The organism is Streptomyces sp. CBMA291, from assembly GCF_014596525.1.
Classification (GTDB): Bacteria; Actinomycetota; Actinomycetes; order Streptomycetales; family Streptomycetaceae; genus Streptomyces.
In genome coordinates this window covers 26,945-40,107 of the sequence record NZ_MSJP01000081.1, presented here as the reverse complement: position 1 = coordinate 40,107, position 13,163 = coordinate 26,945, and the positions used below count along the sequence as shown (strand labels likewise).

The 13,163-nt window shown below is 72.3% G+C and carries 12 protein-coding genes; 5 read left to right on the top strand and 7 right to left on the bottom strand.

Annotated elements, in window-relative coordinates:
* Positions 1 to 4 precede the first annotated feature (4 nt).
* On the top strand, positions 5 to 694 hold the full coding sequence (locus tag BU197_RS19550; protein WP_188269570.1) for a DUF2293 domain-containing protein: 690 nt from the start codon (positions 5 to 7) through the stop codon (positions 692 to 694).
* Between the two features lie 49 nt (positions 695 to 743).
* Here BU197_RS19550 and BU197_RS19545 read toward each other — a convergent pair whose 3' ends face one another.
* The 3 genes from BU197_RS19545 to BU197_RS19535 all read right to left on the bottom strand — a co-directional run bounded on the left by BU197_RS19545 (position 744) and on the right by BU197_RS19535 (position 5,817).
* Positions 744 to 1,568, bottom strand: coding sequence for a chaplin (locus BU197_RS19545; protein WP_188269569.1), 825 nt, complete (start codon positions 1,566 to 1,568; stop codon positions 744 to 746).
* A gap of 128 nt (positions 1,569 to 1,696) precedes the next feature.
* Positions 1,697 to 2,950 (bottom strand): SWIM zinc finger family protein, encoded by a 1,254-nt coding sequence (locus BU197_RS19540; protein ID WP_188269568.1) that lies wholly within the window; start codon positions 2,948 to 2,950, stop codon positions 1,697 to 1,699.
* On the bottom strand, positions 2,947 to 5,817 hold the full coding sequence (locus tag BU197_RS19535) for a DEAD/DEAH box helicase (RefSeq protein ID WP_188269567.1): 2,871 nt from the start codon (positions 5,815 to 5,817) through the stop codon (positions 2,947 to 2,949). The genes BU197_RS19540 and BU197_RS19535 overlap by 4 nt, the downstream gene beginning before the upstream one ends.
* Positions 5,818 to 6,021: 204 nt before the next feature.
* On the opposite strand from BU197_RS19535, the gene BU197_RS19530 reads away from it, so the two are divergent.
* Positions 6,022 to 6,357 carry a hypothetical protein gene (locus BU197_RS19530; RefSeq protein WP_188269566.1) on the top strand — a complete coding sequence of 112 codons (336 nt, stop codon included), beginning with the start codon at positions 6,022 to 6,024 and terminating at the stop codon, positions 6,355 to 6,357.
* A 157-nt stretch (positions 6,358 to 6,514) separates the two neighbouring features.
* A complete protein-coding gene (locus tag BU197_RS19525) occupies positions 6,515 to 6,784 on the top strand; it encodes a DUF6343 family protein (RefSeq protein WP_188269565.1) in 270 nt (89 codons plus the stop codon).
* Positions 6,785 to 6,964: 180 nt separating this feature from the next.
* Here BU197_RS19525 and BU197_RS19520 read toward each other — a convergent pair whose 3' ends face one another.
* The 3 genes from BU197_RS19520 to BU197_RS19510 form a co-directional block, all read right to left on the bottom strand.
* Positions 6,965 to 7,333: a tetratricopeptide repeat protein gene (locus tag BU197_RS19520; protein ID WP_188269588.1), complete on the bottom strand. Its 369-nt coding sequence runs from the start codon at positions 7,331 to 7,333 to the stop codon at positions 6,965 to 6,967.
* A 114-nt stretch (positions 7,334 to 7,447) separates the two neighbouring features.
* Positions 7,448 to 8,053, bottom strand: coding sequence for a dephospho-CoA kinase (gene coaE / locus BU197_RS19515; protein ID WP_188269564.1), 606 nt, complete (start codon positions 8,051 to 8,053; stop codon positions 7,448 to 7,450).
* 31 nt (positions 8,054 to 8,084) lie between these two features.
* Positions 8,085 to 9,023, bottom strand: coding sequence for a proteasome assembly chaperone family protein (locus BU197_RS19510; RefSeq protein WP_188269563.1), 939 nt, complete (start codon positions 9,021 to 9,023; stop codon positions 8,085 to 8,087).
* 284 nt (positions 9,024 to 9,307) lie between these two features.
* Between BU197_RS19510 and BU197_RS19505 the strand changes: the two genes are divergently transcribed.
* Positions 9,308 to 10,258: a right-handed parallel beta-helix repeat-containing protein gene (locus tag BU197_RS19505; RefSeq protein WP_188269562.1), complete on the top strand. Its 951-nt coding sequence runs from the start codon at positions 9,308 to 9,310 to the stop codon at positions 10,256 to 10,258.
* Positions 10,259 to 10,423: 165 nt separating this feature from the next.
* On the opposite strand, the gene rpsA is transcribed toward BU197_RS19505, so the two are convergent.
* Entirely contained in the window at positions 10,424 to 11,929 is a 1,506-nt protein-coding gene (rpsA, locus tag BU197_RS19500; RefSeq protein ID WP_188269561.1) for a 30S ribosomal protein S1, read from the bottom strand.
* A gap of 346 nt (positions 11,930 to 12,275) precedes the next feature.
* On the opposite strand from rpsA, the gene BU197_RS19495 reads away from it, so the two are divergent.
* Positions 12,276 to 13,124, top strand: coding sequence for a class I SAM-dependent methyltransferase (locus tag BU197_RS19495; protein WP_188269560.1), 849 nt, complete (start codon positions 12,276 to 12,278; stop codon positions 13,122 to 13,124).
* Positions 13,125 to 13,163 lie beyond the last annotated feature (39 nt).

The window sequence follows — 13,163 nt, the reverse complement described above, 5'->3', positions numbered from 1 at the left end:
GCCCGTGGATCTCGTCGCTCCGGTCGTCGTCGAACCGCTCAAGCGCCGCCGCTGCTCGGAGTGCGGGCAGGGACCGCTGGAGCGGATGATCGTCGAGTTCAACGCGCCGGTCTGTCTCGACTGCGCCGACCTCGGGCATCTGGTCTTCCTGCGGCGGGGCGACACCGCCCTCACCCGCCGCGCGCGGGAGGGCAGCGAACTGTGGGCGGTGGTCGTACGGCACAACCGGCGCCGCACCCGGTACGAACGGCAGGGCCTGCTCGTCGAGGAGGCGGCGCTCGCCGAGGCGGAGCGCTCCTGCCTCGCGGACGCGGAGGCACGTGCCCGGCGCCGGGCCAGGGACGCGGTGCGCCGTGCCGCGCTCGACGCCGAGGTCACCGAGACCCTCCGGGCGGAGATCCTGCGGCTCTTCCCGTCCTGCCCGGCGGACCGGGCCACGGAGATCGCGGTGCACGCCTCGACGAAGGGCAGTGGGCGGGTGGGCCGCACCGCCGCGGGCCGATCGCTCGACCGGGGCGCGGTCACGGCCGCGGTGCGCGCCTCCGTACGTCATGTGGACACCCCGTACGACACCCTGCTGATGCGAGGAGTGCCCCGGCATCAGGCCCGGACGAGGGTCGCCTCCACCATCGACGCGGTGCTCGGCACCTGGCGTCACGGCGGGGTGGGCGCCCCCGGGCGGGGACCCGGCTGACGGCTCGGGCGTCAGCCGTGTCCCCGCCCGGGGCGCGTGGCCCGGGGCCTCAGGCCCCGGTTCCGGCGCGGCGCGCGCGACGGTAGAGCAGGGCTCCGCCCAGCAGCAGCGCGGCGCTTCCGGGCACGGCGTACCCGAGGGAGCCCGAGCCGGTGCTGGCGAGCACCGCGGTGCCGGAGTCGCCCTGCGGCGCGGGCACCGGAGCGGCCGGCTCGGTCTCCGCGGCCGGAGCCGGGACGTGCGGGGCGGGCGGCTGCTTGTGCGGCGGCTCGACCGGGGTCTCGCCCGGCGGCTCGGTCGGCAGCGTGGGCTCGCCCGAGACGTTGACCGAGGTGTTGCCGAAGGTCGGGTTGCCGATGCCGACCGCGTTGACCGAGTTCCCGCTGATGTTCGCGGGGAGGTCGACGGGCAGCTGGAGCCCGTTCCCCGAGAGGACGCCGGGGGAACCGGCGGCGATGCTCTCGGCCGTGGCGCCACCGCCGTTGGAGGAGCCACCACCCGTGTGACCGCCGTGCTCGTGGCCGCCGTGACGGCCGCCCGGCTTTCCGCCGTCGCGCGGGGTGGCCGGCTCGTCCTTGTGGGCCCGGCCGACGCCTTCCGAGCCGTAGCCGCCCTCGGACTCGTGCGGTGCGGAGACGTTGGCGCAGGTGTTGCCGAAGGCCGGGTTCAGCAGCCCGACGACATCGACCGTGTTCCCGCAGACGTTGACCGGCACATGGACCGGCAGCTGAACCGCGTTGCCGGATCCGACGCCCGGCGAACCGACCGCCGCGCCTTGCGCGCCGGAGTCGGCGTGCGCGACGCCCGCCGAGAGCGCGAGCGCCCCACCCGTGACCAACAGTGTGGCCAGACCACCTCGGCGAATCTGCCTCATGGCTTCCTGCCTTCCGGAGTTGTGCACGGGCAAGCGCCCGTACCGGAATCAACGCGGCAAACGCATGTGCCGGATCCGTCCCTTCGAGGGTTTCACTCCATCGAGTGGGAGGCCGTTCGAGTGGCCCGTCAGTGTCCCAGCAGGTCGGTGAGGGCTCCGACCGGATCGGGATCGGGGGCGCCGCGGGGCCACCAGTCCTCCCGGTCGGCGTCCGACTCGTAGCCGTACCAGAGTCCGTCCCGGCCCAGCCTGAGCTGGAGGGAGCGGGTGGAGAGCCGGTTGCGCCAAGGGCGGAAGGCCGGGAAGTCGGCGGCGAGCAGCGCTGGTCTGGCCCGGTCGAACGGGCCCGCCGGAGGGTCCCAGGGCTCCTCCAGGACGGCGAGGCCCTCGGCGCCGCCCTGCCGCCAGGCGGCGACGGCTCGGGCGAGGTCCGTCGGGGTGCGGTCGAGCGCGTGTGCCAACTCCCGGTAGAGCGCGCGGGTGGAGGCGGTGAGCCCGGAGCCGGGGTGCGCGGCGGCCAGCCGGACGGCGTCCTGCCAGGGGGTGAGGGCGGCGACCGGGTCCTGTCCGGTGGCCAGGAACGCGTGGGCGCGGGCAGCCGCCTCGGAGGCGAGGAGGTCCAGGGCGAGCGGGTCGGGGGCGGCGGGGTCGGGCGGGAACACGGCGGGGCGGCCTGGCCGGTCGGGGAGCGGCAGCGGAGGGGGCAACGGCAGCGCGGGCCCGGTGGCGGCGAGCACGGTGCGGGCGAGGACGGTGGGCATCGGGGGCGCGGTGGTGGTCTCGGCGGCGGATCTGGCCGCGTTGCGCCGGGTCAGTTCGGCGAGGATTTCCTGCTCGCCCCTGCCCCGCATCAGGAAGAGGACGAAGGGGTCCGCGTCGAGGAGCCGGGCTGCCTGGTAGCAGAGGGCGGCGGCGTGCTTGCAGGGGAAGCCGTCGTCCGGGCAGGAGCAGTCGGGGACGAGGTCGCCGGGGGCGGGCAGCAGTCCGGTGACCGCTTCCAGGGCGTGCGGCACGTCCTTGTCGAGCAGGGCGGCGATGTGGTCGGGGCGGGCGGTGGCCTCGTCGAGGAACCGCTCCCAGCCGTCGTCGCCGAGGGTCCGCATCCTGATCTCGGTGCGGTACGGGCGGGGCCTGCTGCCGTGGACGTAGGCGACGACCCGGCCGGGGGTGACGGTGATCGCGTCGACATGGCCCCGGCCCGCGTACGCCCTGCCCCGGGCGAGGCGGGCGGGGTCGAGGGCGGTGTCCTCCAGGGCGTCCACCCACGCGTTGCCCCACCAGGTGGCGGCGAACCGGCCGTCGGGGGCTTCGCGGGGGGCGACCTGCGGGAAGGAGCGGCGGCGGTCGTCGTGGCGGGGCAGGGCTCCGCGCGCGCTGTTCACGAGGACCTCCTCAGGGACACCAGGTCGGCCAGCTCCCGGTCGGTCAGTTCGGTGAGGGCCGCCTCGCCCGAGCCGAGGACGGCGTCGGCGAGTGCCCGCTTGGAGCGGAGCATGTCGGCGATCCGGTCCTCGACGGTGCCCTCGGCGACGAGCCGGTGCACCTGCACCGGCTGGGTCTGGCCGATGCGGTAGGCGCGGTCCGTGGCCTGTTCCTCCACGGCGGGGTTCCACCAGCGGTCGTAGTGGACGACATGCCCCGCCCTGGTGAGGTTGAGGCCGGTGCCGGCCGCCTTCAGGGAGAGCAGGAAGACGGGCACCTCGCCGTCCTGGAAGCGGTCGACCATCCTCTCCCGCTCGGGCACCGGGGTGCCGCCGTGCAGGAGTTGGGCGGTGATGCCACGCGCGGCCAGGTGGTCGGCGAGCAGCCGTGCCATCGACACGTACTGGGTGAAGACGAGTACCGAGCCGTCCTCCGCGAGGATCGTGTCGAGGAGTTCGTCGAGCAGGGCGAGCTTGCCCGAGCGGCCCGCGAGGCGGGCGGTTCCGGTGCCGCGCGGGGCCTCCTCCCTGAGGTACTGCGCCGGGTGGTTGCAGATCTGCTTGAGGGAGGTCAGCAGCTTCATGACGAGGCCGCGCCGGGCCATGCCCTCGGCTTCCTCGATCCGCCCCATGGTCTCCCGGACGACCGCCTCGTAGAGGGAGGCCTGCTCGCGGGTGAGGGAGACGGGGTGGTCGGACTCCGTCTTGGGCGGCAGTTCGGGGACGATGCCGGGGTCGGACTTGCGGCGGCGCAGCAGGAAGGGCCGGACGAGGCGGGCGAGCCGCTCGACGGCCTCGGCGTGCTCGATCTCCTCGTGGTTCTCCACGGCGCGGGCGTGCCGTGAGCGGAAGGCCTTGAGCGGGCCGAGGAGACCGGGAGTGGTCCAGTCGAGGAGCGCCCAGAGTTCGGAGAGGTTGTTCTCGACGGGGGTGCCGGTGAGGGCGATCCTGGCGGGTGCGGGGATCTCGCGCAGGGCTCGCGCGGTCGCGGAGAACGGGTTCTTGACATGCTGTGCCTCGTCGGCGACGACCATCCCCCATTCCCGCGCGGCGAGTTCGGCCGCGCTGGTGCGCAGGGTGCCGTAGGTGGTGAGGACGATGCCGCCGTCCATGTCCCCGAGGTCGCGATCGGCGCCGTGGAAGCGGCGTACGGGCACGCCGGGGGCGAACCTGCCCACCTCCCGCTGCCAGTTGCCCAGCAGGGAGGCCGGGCAGACGACGAGAGTGGGGGCGCGGCGGTCACGGCGCAGATGGAGGGCGATGAGGGTGACGGTCTTGCCGAGTCCCATGTCGTCGGCGAGGCAGCCGCCGAGGCCGAGTGAGGTCATCAGATCGAGCCAGGCGAGGCCGCGCAGCTGGTAGTCGCGGAGGGTGGCGGTGAGGCCGGGCGGGGCCTGCACCTCCTCGGGTCCCGCGAGGAGCCGGTCCCTGAGCCGTGCGAGGGCGCCGACGGGCACGGCGGGCACGGTCTCGCCGTCCACTTCGGCGCTTCCGGTAAGGGCGGCGGCGAGGGCGTCGACCGGTTCGAGCAGGCCCAGTTCCCGCTTGCGCGCCTTGCGGACGAGATCGGGGTCGACGACGACCCACTGGTCGCGGAGGCGTACGACGGGCCGGTGTGCCTCGGCGAGCAGGTCCATCTCACGCTCGGTGAGCGGATCGCCGTCGAGGGCGAGCTGCCAGTCGAACCTGAGCAGTTCCTCGCTGTCGAGGAAGGAGGTGCCGTCGGTCGCCGAGCCGGGTGCCGTGCGGGCGGGGCGGACGACGGCGGAGGCGCTGAGCGAGCGGGCCAGCTCCCGGGGCCAGTGGACGGCGACCCCGGCGTCGGCGAGGCGGGCGGCGGCGGGCCCGAGCAGTTCGTACAGCTCGTCCTCGGTGACGGCCAGGACGTCGGGCACGTCCTTTTCGAGGAGTCTGGCGAGCGGGGGCCAGACCCGGGCGGCCCGGCGCAGGGCGAGGACGGCGTCGATGCGGGCGCGGGGGCCGAAGTGCTCGCCGCCGCCGGCCCACAGGGTCTCGGCATCGATGACGAGGGTCGGGTCGGCGAGGCTGTGGATCTGGAGGAGCGCGGCCGCCGCGTGCCGCTCGCCGGGGGGCACGCCCGGTTCGCCGCCGTCGCCCGCGGCGGACACGTGCGCGTCGGCGTCGAAGAGTTCGGAAGCCGACAGGTCGAGTCGGAGCGAGACGCGGACGCCCGCGTCCATCCCGGCAGCGGCTTCGGCGGCCCAGGCCCGTGCGCGGGGCAGGTGCTGGGGCGCGCGGGCGGCGAACGGCGCCCCGACGGCGTGGGCGGCGGCCGGGGTGCGGGGCAGGGTGTCGGCGACCGCGTCGAGGAAGGCCCGCACCAGGGCCTCCGGGTCGGGCAGCCGCAGCGGTCCCTTCCCGGGGAGGGGCACGGCGTGTCCCTCGTACGGCAGGGCGGCGGCGACGGCCCTCAGATGGGCGATGTCGTCGGCGTCCAGGGGCCCGGCCCGCCAGGCGTCCAGGTCCTCGGCGGTCAGTCCGGGCAGCAGTCGGCCCCGGGCGGTCAGGTGCAGGGCGTGCAGCGCGGCGGCTCCCCAGCCCGCGGCGGCGGGGTGGGCGGCCGGATGGTGGCGGGCCGCCACCAGGTGGGGCAGTGCGGCCTCGACGGAGAGGGTGAGCGCGGGCACCGTACGGCTCCGGGCCCCGCTGCCGTGTCGTCGGGCGACGGTCAGCTCGACGCGCTCCGCGCCGCTGTCCGCAGGGTCGGGCAGGGGGCCGCCTTCGGGGGTCCAGAAGGCGACGCGGCCCTCGCGGGGCAGGGCGGCGGGCAGGAAGACGGCGGCGGGGCCGATCCAGGTGTCCGTCATGGCTCCGCTCCTTCCTCCGGTCAGGTACGACGGGCCTGCGGAAATCCTCCGGGCGGATTTCCGACTGGACCTACGACCTTACGGGTGGGGTCTGACAACGGCCCCGGGACCCGTTCGCCCGTGCGGCCCACCCCGGGTGACAGGGGGGTCGGGAGGGGTGAGGGTGACGGAGAGCGCAACGATCACGACAGAAGAGGTTCCGCCATGTCCGTTCGCCGGCGTCTCACGACCGCCACCGGGGCCGTGCTGCTCACCTTCGCCGTCGCAGGTTGTTCGGGCCTGGGCCGCACCGCCGTGGGCACGCTCCAGTACGAGACGCCCCGGGATGTGAAGTTGCAGGTCACGAGCCCTTTGGTGAGGGGCTGTCATCGGCTGGCGCCGAGCGGGGTGTGGCGGATCGAGAACAACACCCTGGTCGACATCGTGATCTACCCGACGCGGGACTGCCGGGGCGAGCAGTCCATCTACATCCCGACCAACAGCTCCGACCAGATCGCGCCGGGCGCGCTGCCGTGGCGCAGCTACCGGATCATCCACTGAGCCGACCTGGCCACCGAGCCCCGGGCCGGTCCGCACGCCCCTGCCGCCGGGTCCCCGCGCCGCCCGGACCCGGTCCCGGCCGCCGGTTTCCCTTCCCCTCGCCCCAGGTCCATCCTGGAAGGTGCCCCGGGGGAACCGACGGGAGACGGTGGCCGCCATGCGGACCGGAAACGAACCGGCGAACGCGCGCAGCGCCCTGCGTCTGCGGTTCTGGCTGAGCGTCTGGGGGCTGCTCTGGGCGGTCTTCGGCACCTGGGTGTTCGCACTGCTCGGCAGCCCCGGCTGGGCCGCGGCCTGCGGAGTGCTGTTCCTGGTGATCCTGGTCGATCTGACGATGGTGCTGCACCACATCCATCAGGGAGCGCACTGGCAGCCGGGCCGGAACGTTCCTCCGTACGAGCCAGATCACGGCCGCTCGGATCGCTGAGCGGCGACGCCCCTTTCCCAGGCGGCGCACTCCACGTATGTGGCGCCCTCTCCGGTGCGCGGCGTCCTCTCCGGTAGGCGGCGCCCTTCTCGTCCGCGGCGCCCCTCCCCCGTACGCCTCGGACGGCCCGTCGCGCCCCGTACGCTCCGGTGGTCCCCCGCTCGGTCCCCGCTCCCGCGGCTACCGTTCCGTGTCGAAACCAGCCGCCTGGAGGTACTCCGGCTTCGGGTCGAGCGCCGCCGCGAGGCGGAAGTGGCGGGTGGCCCGTTCGGTCAGACCGGAGCGCTCGAAGGTGCGGGCGAGGGCGAAGTGCGCGAACGCGTTGTCCGGCTCGCGCTCCAGGACCAGCTCGAACTCCAGTTGCGCGGGGCGCAGCTGGGCGGCGGCGAAGAACGCGCGGGCACGCAGGAGCCGTGCGGCCGTGTTCTCGGGATGGGCGGCGATCACCGAGTCCAGCAGCTTCACGGCACCCCGGGGGTCCCGTGCGGCCAGCAGGTGCTCCGCCGCGCGGAAGTCGATGACGTGGGTTTCCGGGTTTCTGTCGGCCACCATGGCATCCTTCCCCTCGATTCGGTGATTGAACACCGGACCCGGCCCGCGCATTCCGCGCCCGGGGCCGCACTGCGGCGGTTCCTCTCCGCGTCCGGCACCGCCGTGAGGTCCCTACGCGCCTTCCCGAGCCCGGCGGGCCAGCTCCTCCCAGACCTTTCGGACCTGCGGGGCGAGCGCGTCGAGCGGACCGTCGTTGTCGATCACCACGTCCGCCGCCGCCAGCCGCCGCGCGCGCGTGGCCTGGGCCGCCATCCTGGCGCGGGCCTCGGACTCGGCCATGCCCCGCAGCCTTACGAGCCGATCCAGCTGGGTCTCCGGGGTCGCGTCCACGACCACGACCAGGTCGTAGAGCGGGGCCAGGCCGTTCTCGACGAGCAGCGGCACGTCGTGGACGACGACGTCCCCGGCCCGCGCGTGGGCTTCGAGTTCGGCCGACCGGGCCCCGACCAGGGGGTGGACGATGGCGTTCAGCGTGGCCAGCCGCTCGGCGTCGGAGAACACGAGGGAGCCGAGTCTTGGCCGGTCGAGCGTGCCCTCCTCGGTGAGTACGTCCTCCCCGAAGGCCTCGACGACGGCGGCGAGCCCCGGGGTCCCGGGCTCGACGACCTCGCGGGCGATCCGGTCCGCGTCGATCAGTACGGCTCCGTACGAGACGAGCAGCCGTGACACTTCGCTCTTGCCGGCGCCGATCCCGCCGGTCAGGCCCACCTTCAGCATGAGCGGCAGCTTAGGGCCTGCCCTCGGCCGCTCAGGCGTCGCCCTCCCGCTCGGCGAGGAACCGTTCGAACTCGCGGCCCAGCTCGTCCGCCGACGGCAGGTCCACCGGCTCGGCGACCAGATTGCCCCGGGTCTCGGCGCCGGCCATCGCGTCGTACTGGTGCTCAAGACCCTGCACGAGCGCGACCAGCTCCTCGTCGCCCTCGCCGATCTGGCGGTCGATCTCGGTCTGGGTACGACGGGCCTCGGTCCGCAGCGAGTGGGCGACGCCCGGCAGGACCAGTCCGGTGGCGGCGGTGACGGCTTCGAGAGCGGTCAGGGCCGCGTCCGGGTACGGCGAGCGGGCCACGTAGTGCGGCACGTGCGCGGCGACGCCCAGCGTGTCGTGACCGGCCTCGGTCAGCCGGTACTCGACGAGAGCCTCGGCGCTGCCGGGTACCTGTGCCTCGTCGAAGGGGCTGCGGTGGCCGGGCACGAGGTCGGTGCGGCTGCCGTGCGGGGTCAGCCCGACGGGCCGGGTGTGCGGCACGCCCATGGGGATGCCGTGGAAGTTCACCGCGAGGCGCACGCCGAGCCGCTCGACGATCTGCCCGACGGCGGCGGCGAACCGCTCCCACTCCACGTCCGGCTCGGGGCCGGACAGGACGAGGAAGGGGGCGCCGGTGGCGTCCTGGACGAGACGGACCTCGATGGACGGCGTCTCGTACGCGCTCCAGCGGTCACGCCGGAAGGTGAGCAGGGGGCGGCGGGCCCGGTAGTCCACGAGCCGATCGTGGTCGAAGCGGGCCACCAGCTGGTGGGGCAGGGTGTCGAGCAGCTGCTCGACGATCTGCTCACCGGTCTCGCCCGCGTCGATGTAACCGTCGAAGTGGTACAGCATGACCAGCCCGGCCGACTCCTGCGCCAAGGCCAGGTCGACGACCGCCAGGCCCTTCGCGTCCCATGCGTACAAATCCTGGGGATCAAGCACGACTACCGCTCCTCCTCGTGTCTCTGTGGGAACGCTTCGTAGGGCGCGACCATTCCCGCGTCGCGCGATCTTCCGGAGGAGCCGTGCGAACCCCGACAGGAAGAAGCGCGCGAATGTTCGATGCTTGCCTCGATGGGAGGAACCGTTCGAACTCCGGCCGCCGGTCCGGTCCTTGACACCCTGGATACCGCTCCCTACCGTCTCGGGACGGCTTCGCGCCCGGCAACCCCGTCCCTCGTGCACCTACCGGAACACCTCCCGCCCCGCACGAAAGGCACCCCCTCATGCGCACCCGAAGGCTGCTCCTCCCCCTGCTTCCGGCCCTCCTCGCCGTGCCCCTGGTCACCGCCGCGCCCGCGTCCGCCACACCTGTCGAGGTGGCGACCGCCGCGCAGCTGAAGTCCGCGCTCGCCGCCGCGCGCCCCGGGGACACCATCCATCTCGCGGACGGCACGTACACGGGCAATTTCAAGGCCACGGTCCCGGGCACCGCCTCGTCCCGGATCACCCTGACCGGCTCCTCCCGCGCGGTACTGACCGCCGGTGGCGGTTACGGACTGCATCTGAACGGAGCCTCGTACTGGACCGTCCAGGGTGTCACGGTCACCGGCGGCCAGAAGGGGATCGTGACCGACACGGCGGAGAGCGTGGTGATCGACGGAGTGACCGTGCACGGTCTGGACATGGAGGGCGTCCACTTCCGCAACTCCAGCAGGAACGGGATCCTCCGGAACTCGCGGATCTACGACACGGGGAACGACGGACGGGGCATGGGCGAGGGCGTGTACGTCGGCACGGCCAACACCCTCGCCGACCGCAGCGACAACGCCCGGATCCTGGACAACGTCATCGGGCCGGACGTCGGCGGCGAGAGCGTCGACATCAAGGAGGGGACCACCGGGGCGTGGATCGTCGGCAACACCTTCGACGGACGCGGTCTCACCGGCGCCAACTACGACGATTCCTGGGTCGATGTAAAGGGCAACGACGTGCTCGTCCAGGACAACACCGGGGTGAACACGACGAACAACGGCTACGAGACCCACACCCAGCTGAGCGGTTGGGGCTGCGGGACCGTCTTCCGGGACAACCGCTCGGATCTGCGGGGCGCGACGGGCGCGCAGCGGCTCGCCGTCAACGTCACGAACCGGAGCGCTTCGTGCTCCACCACGGTGTACGCCTCGAACACGGTGACCGGCGGGAACGGCCTGACGAACATCCGTGTCACGCCCTGACCCACAGCCGTACGGGCATACAGGCATACAGGCATACAGATGTAGGTGCGTAGAGGCGTAGAGGCCATCTGCTCGTATCCGGTGGGAAAAACAGACCGAGGCCCGCTCCCCCGAAGGGAAGCGGGCCTCGATTCGCTAGCGGCTAGCGCTCAGCGGAGAGCCTGTTCAGCTCTGGCCGCCGGCCAGCTTCTCGCGCAGGGCGGCGAGCGCCTCGTCCGACGCCAGGGCGCCGGAGTTGTCGTCCGACTCCGAGGAGTACGAACCACCCGAGATGCCCGCACCGGCGTTGCCGGCGGCCGGGGCGGCAGCGCCCTCGGCAGCGGCGGCCTCGTCGGCCTCGCGGGACTTGATGACCTGAGCCTGGTGCTGCTCGAAGCGAGTCTGCGCCTCGGCGTACTGGGTCTCCCAGGCCTCGCGCTGGGTCTCGAAGCCCTCGAGCCAGTCGTTGGTCTCGGGGTCGAAGCCCTCGGGGTAGATGTAGTTGCCCTGGTCGTCGTAGGACGCGGCCATGCCGTACAGGGTCGGGTCGAACTCGACCGAGGCCGGGTCGGCACCGAAGGACTCGTTGGCCTGCTTCAGCGAGAGGCTGATGCGACGACGCTCGAGGTCGATGTCGATGACCTTGACGAAGATCTCGTCGTTGACCTGGACGACCTGCTCCGGGATCTCCACGTGGCGCTCGGCCAGCTCGGAGATGTGGACCAGACCCTCGATGCCCTCGTCCACGCGGACGAACGCACCGAACGGAACCAGCTTGGTGACCTTACCCGGGACGACCTGACCGATCTGGTGGGTCCGGGCGAACTGCTGCCACGGGTCCTCCTGCGTCGCCTTCAGCGACAGGGAGACACGCTCGCGGTCCATGTCCACGTCGAGAACCTCGACGGTGACTTCCTGGCCGACCTCGACAACCTCGGACGGGTGGTCGATGTGCTTCCAGGACAGCTCGGAGACGTGCACGAGACCGTCGACGCCACCCAGGTCCACGAAGGCACCGAAGTTGACGATCGAGGACACGACGCCGGAGCGGACCTGACCCTTCTGGAGGGTCGTGAGGAAGGTCTGGCGAACCTCGGACTGGGTCTGCTCCAGCCAGGCACGGCGGGACAGGACCACGTTGTTGCGGTTCTTGTCCAGCTCGATGATCTTCGCCTCGAGCTCCTTGCCCACGTAGGGCTGGAGGTCGCGGACGCGGCGCATCTCGACCAGGGAGGCCGGGAGGAAGCCGCGGAGGCCGATGTCGAGGATGAGACCACCCTTGACGACCTCGATGACGGTACCGGTGACGATGCCGTCTTCTTCCTTGATCTTCTCGATGGTGCCCCAGGCGCGCTCGTACTGGGCGCGCTTCTTCGAGAGGATCAGGCGGCCTTCCTTGTCCTCCTTCTGGAGAACCAGGGCCTCGATCTCGTCGCCGACCTTGACGACCTCGTTCGGGTCGACGTCGTGCTTGATCGAGAGCTCGCGGCTCGGGATGACACCTTCGGTCTTGTAACCGATGTCGAGCAGGACCTCGTCCCGGTCGACCTTCACGATGACGCCGTCGACGATGTCGCCGTCGTTGAAGTACTTGATCGTCTCGTCGATCGCGGCGAGGAAGGCTTCCTCGTTACCGATGTCGTTGACCGCAACCTGCGGGGTGGTGGCGGTGGTCTCGGTGCTGCTCGTCATGTGGGAAAGGGCTCCGGTTACGGACAGAAAGTCGTAGGTACTGCTACGCCGAGAGCCCGTATCGCACCAAGAAGCCGGACAGCCAATGAAGCACGCATCCCGCGAACGGGCGGTACCTCGAAAACCGAGGGGACATACAAAAGGTACGAGCGCGGCCTGCTCCGTCTGAGGCGCGCAGGCCCGCAGCGCAACCTTTAGCATACGGGGATGGCCGGACAGGGTCAATGCGCGAAGCGCGCACCCGGGGCAGATCGCCTCGACTCCGGCACCAACTTGTGTCCTTCCACGCCTCATCGGCGGGATCCGCGCGCATCGGCATTGAGCGCAAACTACATCGGCGGGCGAGATGAACCAAGAGTACGAGCACGATGTCCGCCCCGAAGCGGCCGAGGAGGACGCCGAGGCGACCCGGCGTGACGCGGGGGAAGCGGAGAGCAGCCGGGCGAGCCGCGGCTGGTGGGACAGGAACGCCGACGAGTACCAGAGCGATCACGGGGCGTTCCTCGGGGACGACCGTTTCGTCTGGGGTCCCGAGGGGCTCGACGAGGCGGATGCCGGGCTGCTCGGGCCCGCGTCCGGCCTGAAGGGGCTCGACGTCCTGGAGATCGGCGCGGGCGCCGCCCAGTGCTCGCGGTGGCTGGCGGCGCGGGGGGCCCGTCCGGTGGCCCTCGACCTCTCGCACCGGCAGCTCCAGCACGCGCTGCGGATCGGCGACGAGGTGCCGCTGGTGGAGGCCGACGCGGGGGCGCTGCCGTTCCGGGACGGCTCCTTCGACCTGGCGTGCTCGGCCTACGGGGCGGTGCCGTTCGTGGCCGATCCGGTGCGGGTCTTCCGCGAGGTCCGGCGGGTGCTGCGACCGGGCGGGCGATGGGTTTTCTCGGTGACGCACCCGATCCGCTGGGCGTTCCCCGACGAGCCCGGTCCCGAGGGCCTGTCGGTCGCCGCCTCCTACTTCGACCGCACCCCTTATGTCGAGCAGGACGAGCAGGGGCGAGCGGTGTACGTGGAGCACCACCGGACGCTCGGCGACCGGGTCCGGGACGTGGTGGCCGGCGGCTTCCGGCTGGTGGACCTGGTCGAGCCGGAGTGGCCCGCGTGGAACACGCAGGAGTGGGGCGGCTGGTCCCCGCTGCGGGGCAATCTCATCCCGGGCACCGCGATCTTCGTGTGCGAGCGGGCGGAGGAGAACGCCTGACGCACTTGGTGTGACGAGCGGCTTCTCGTACTTAAAGGT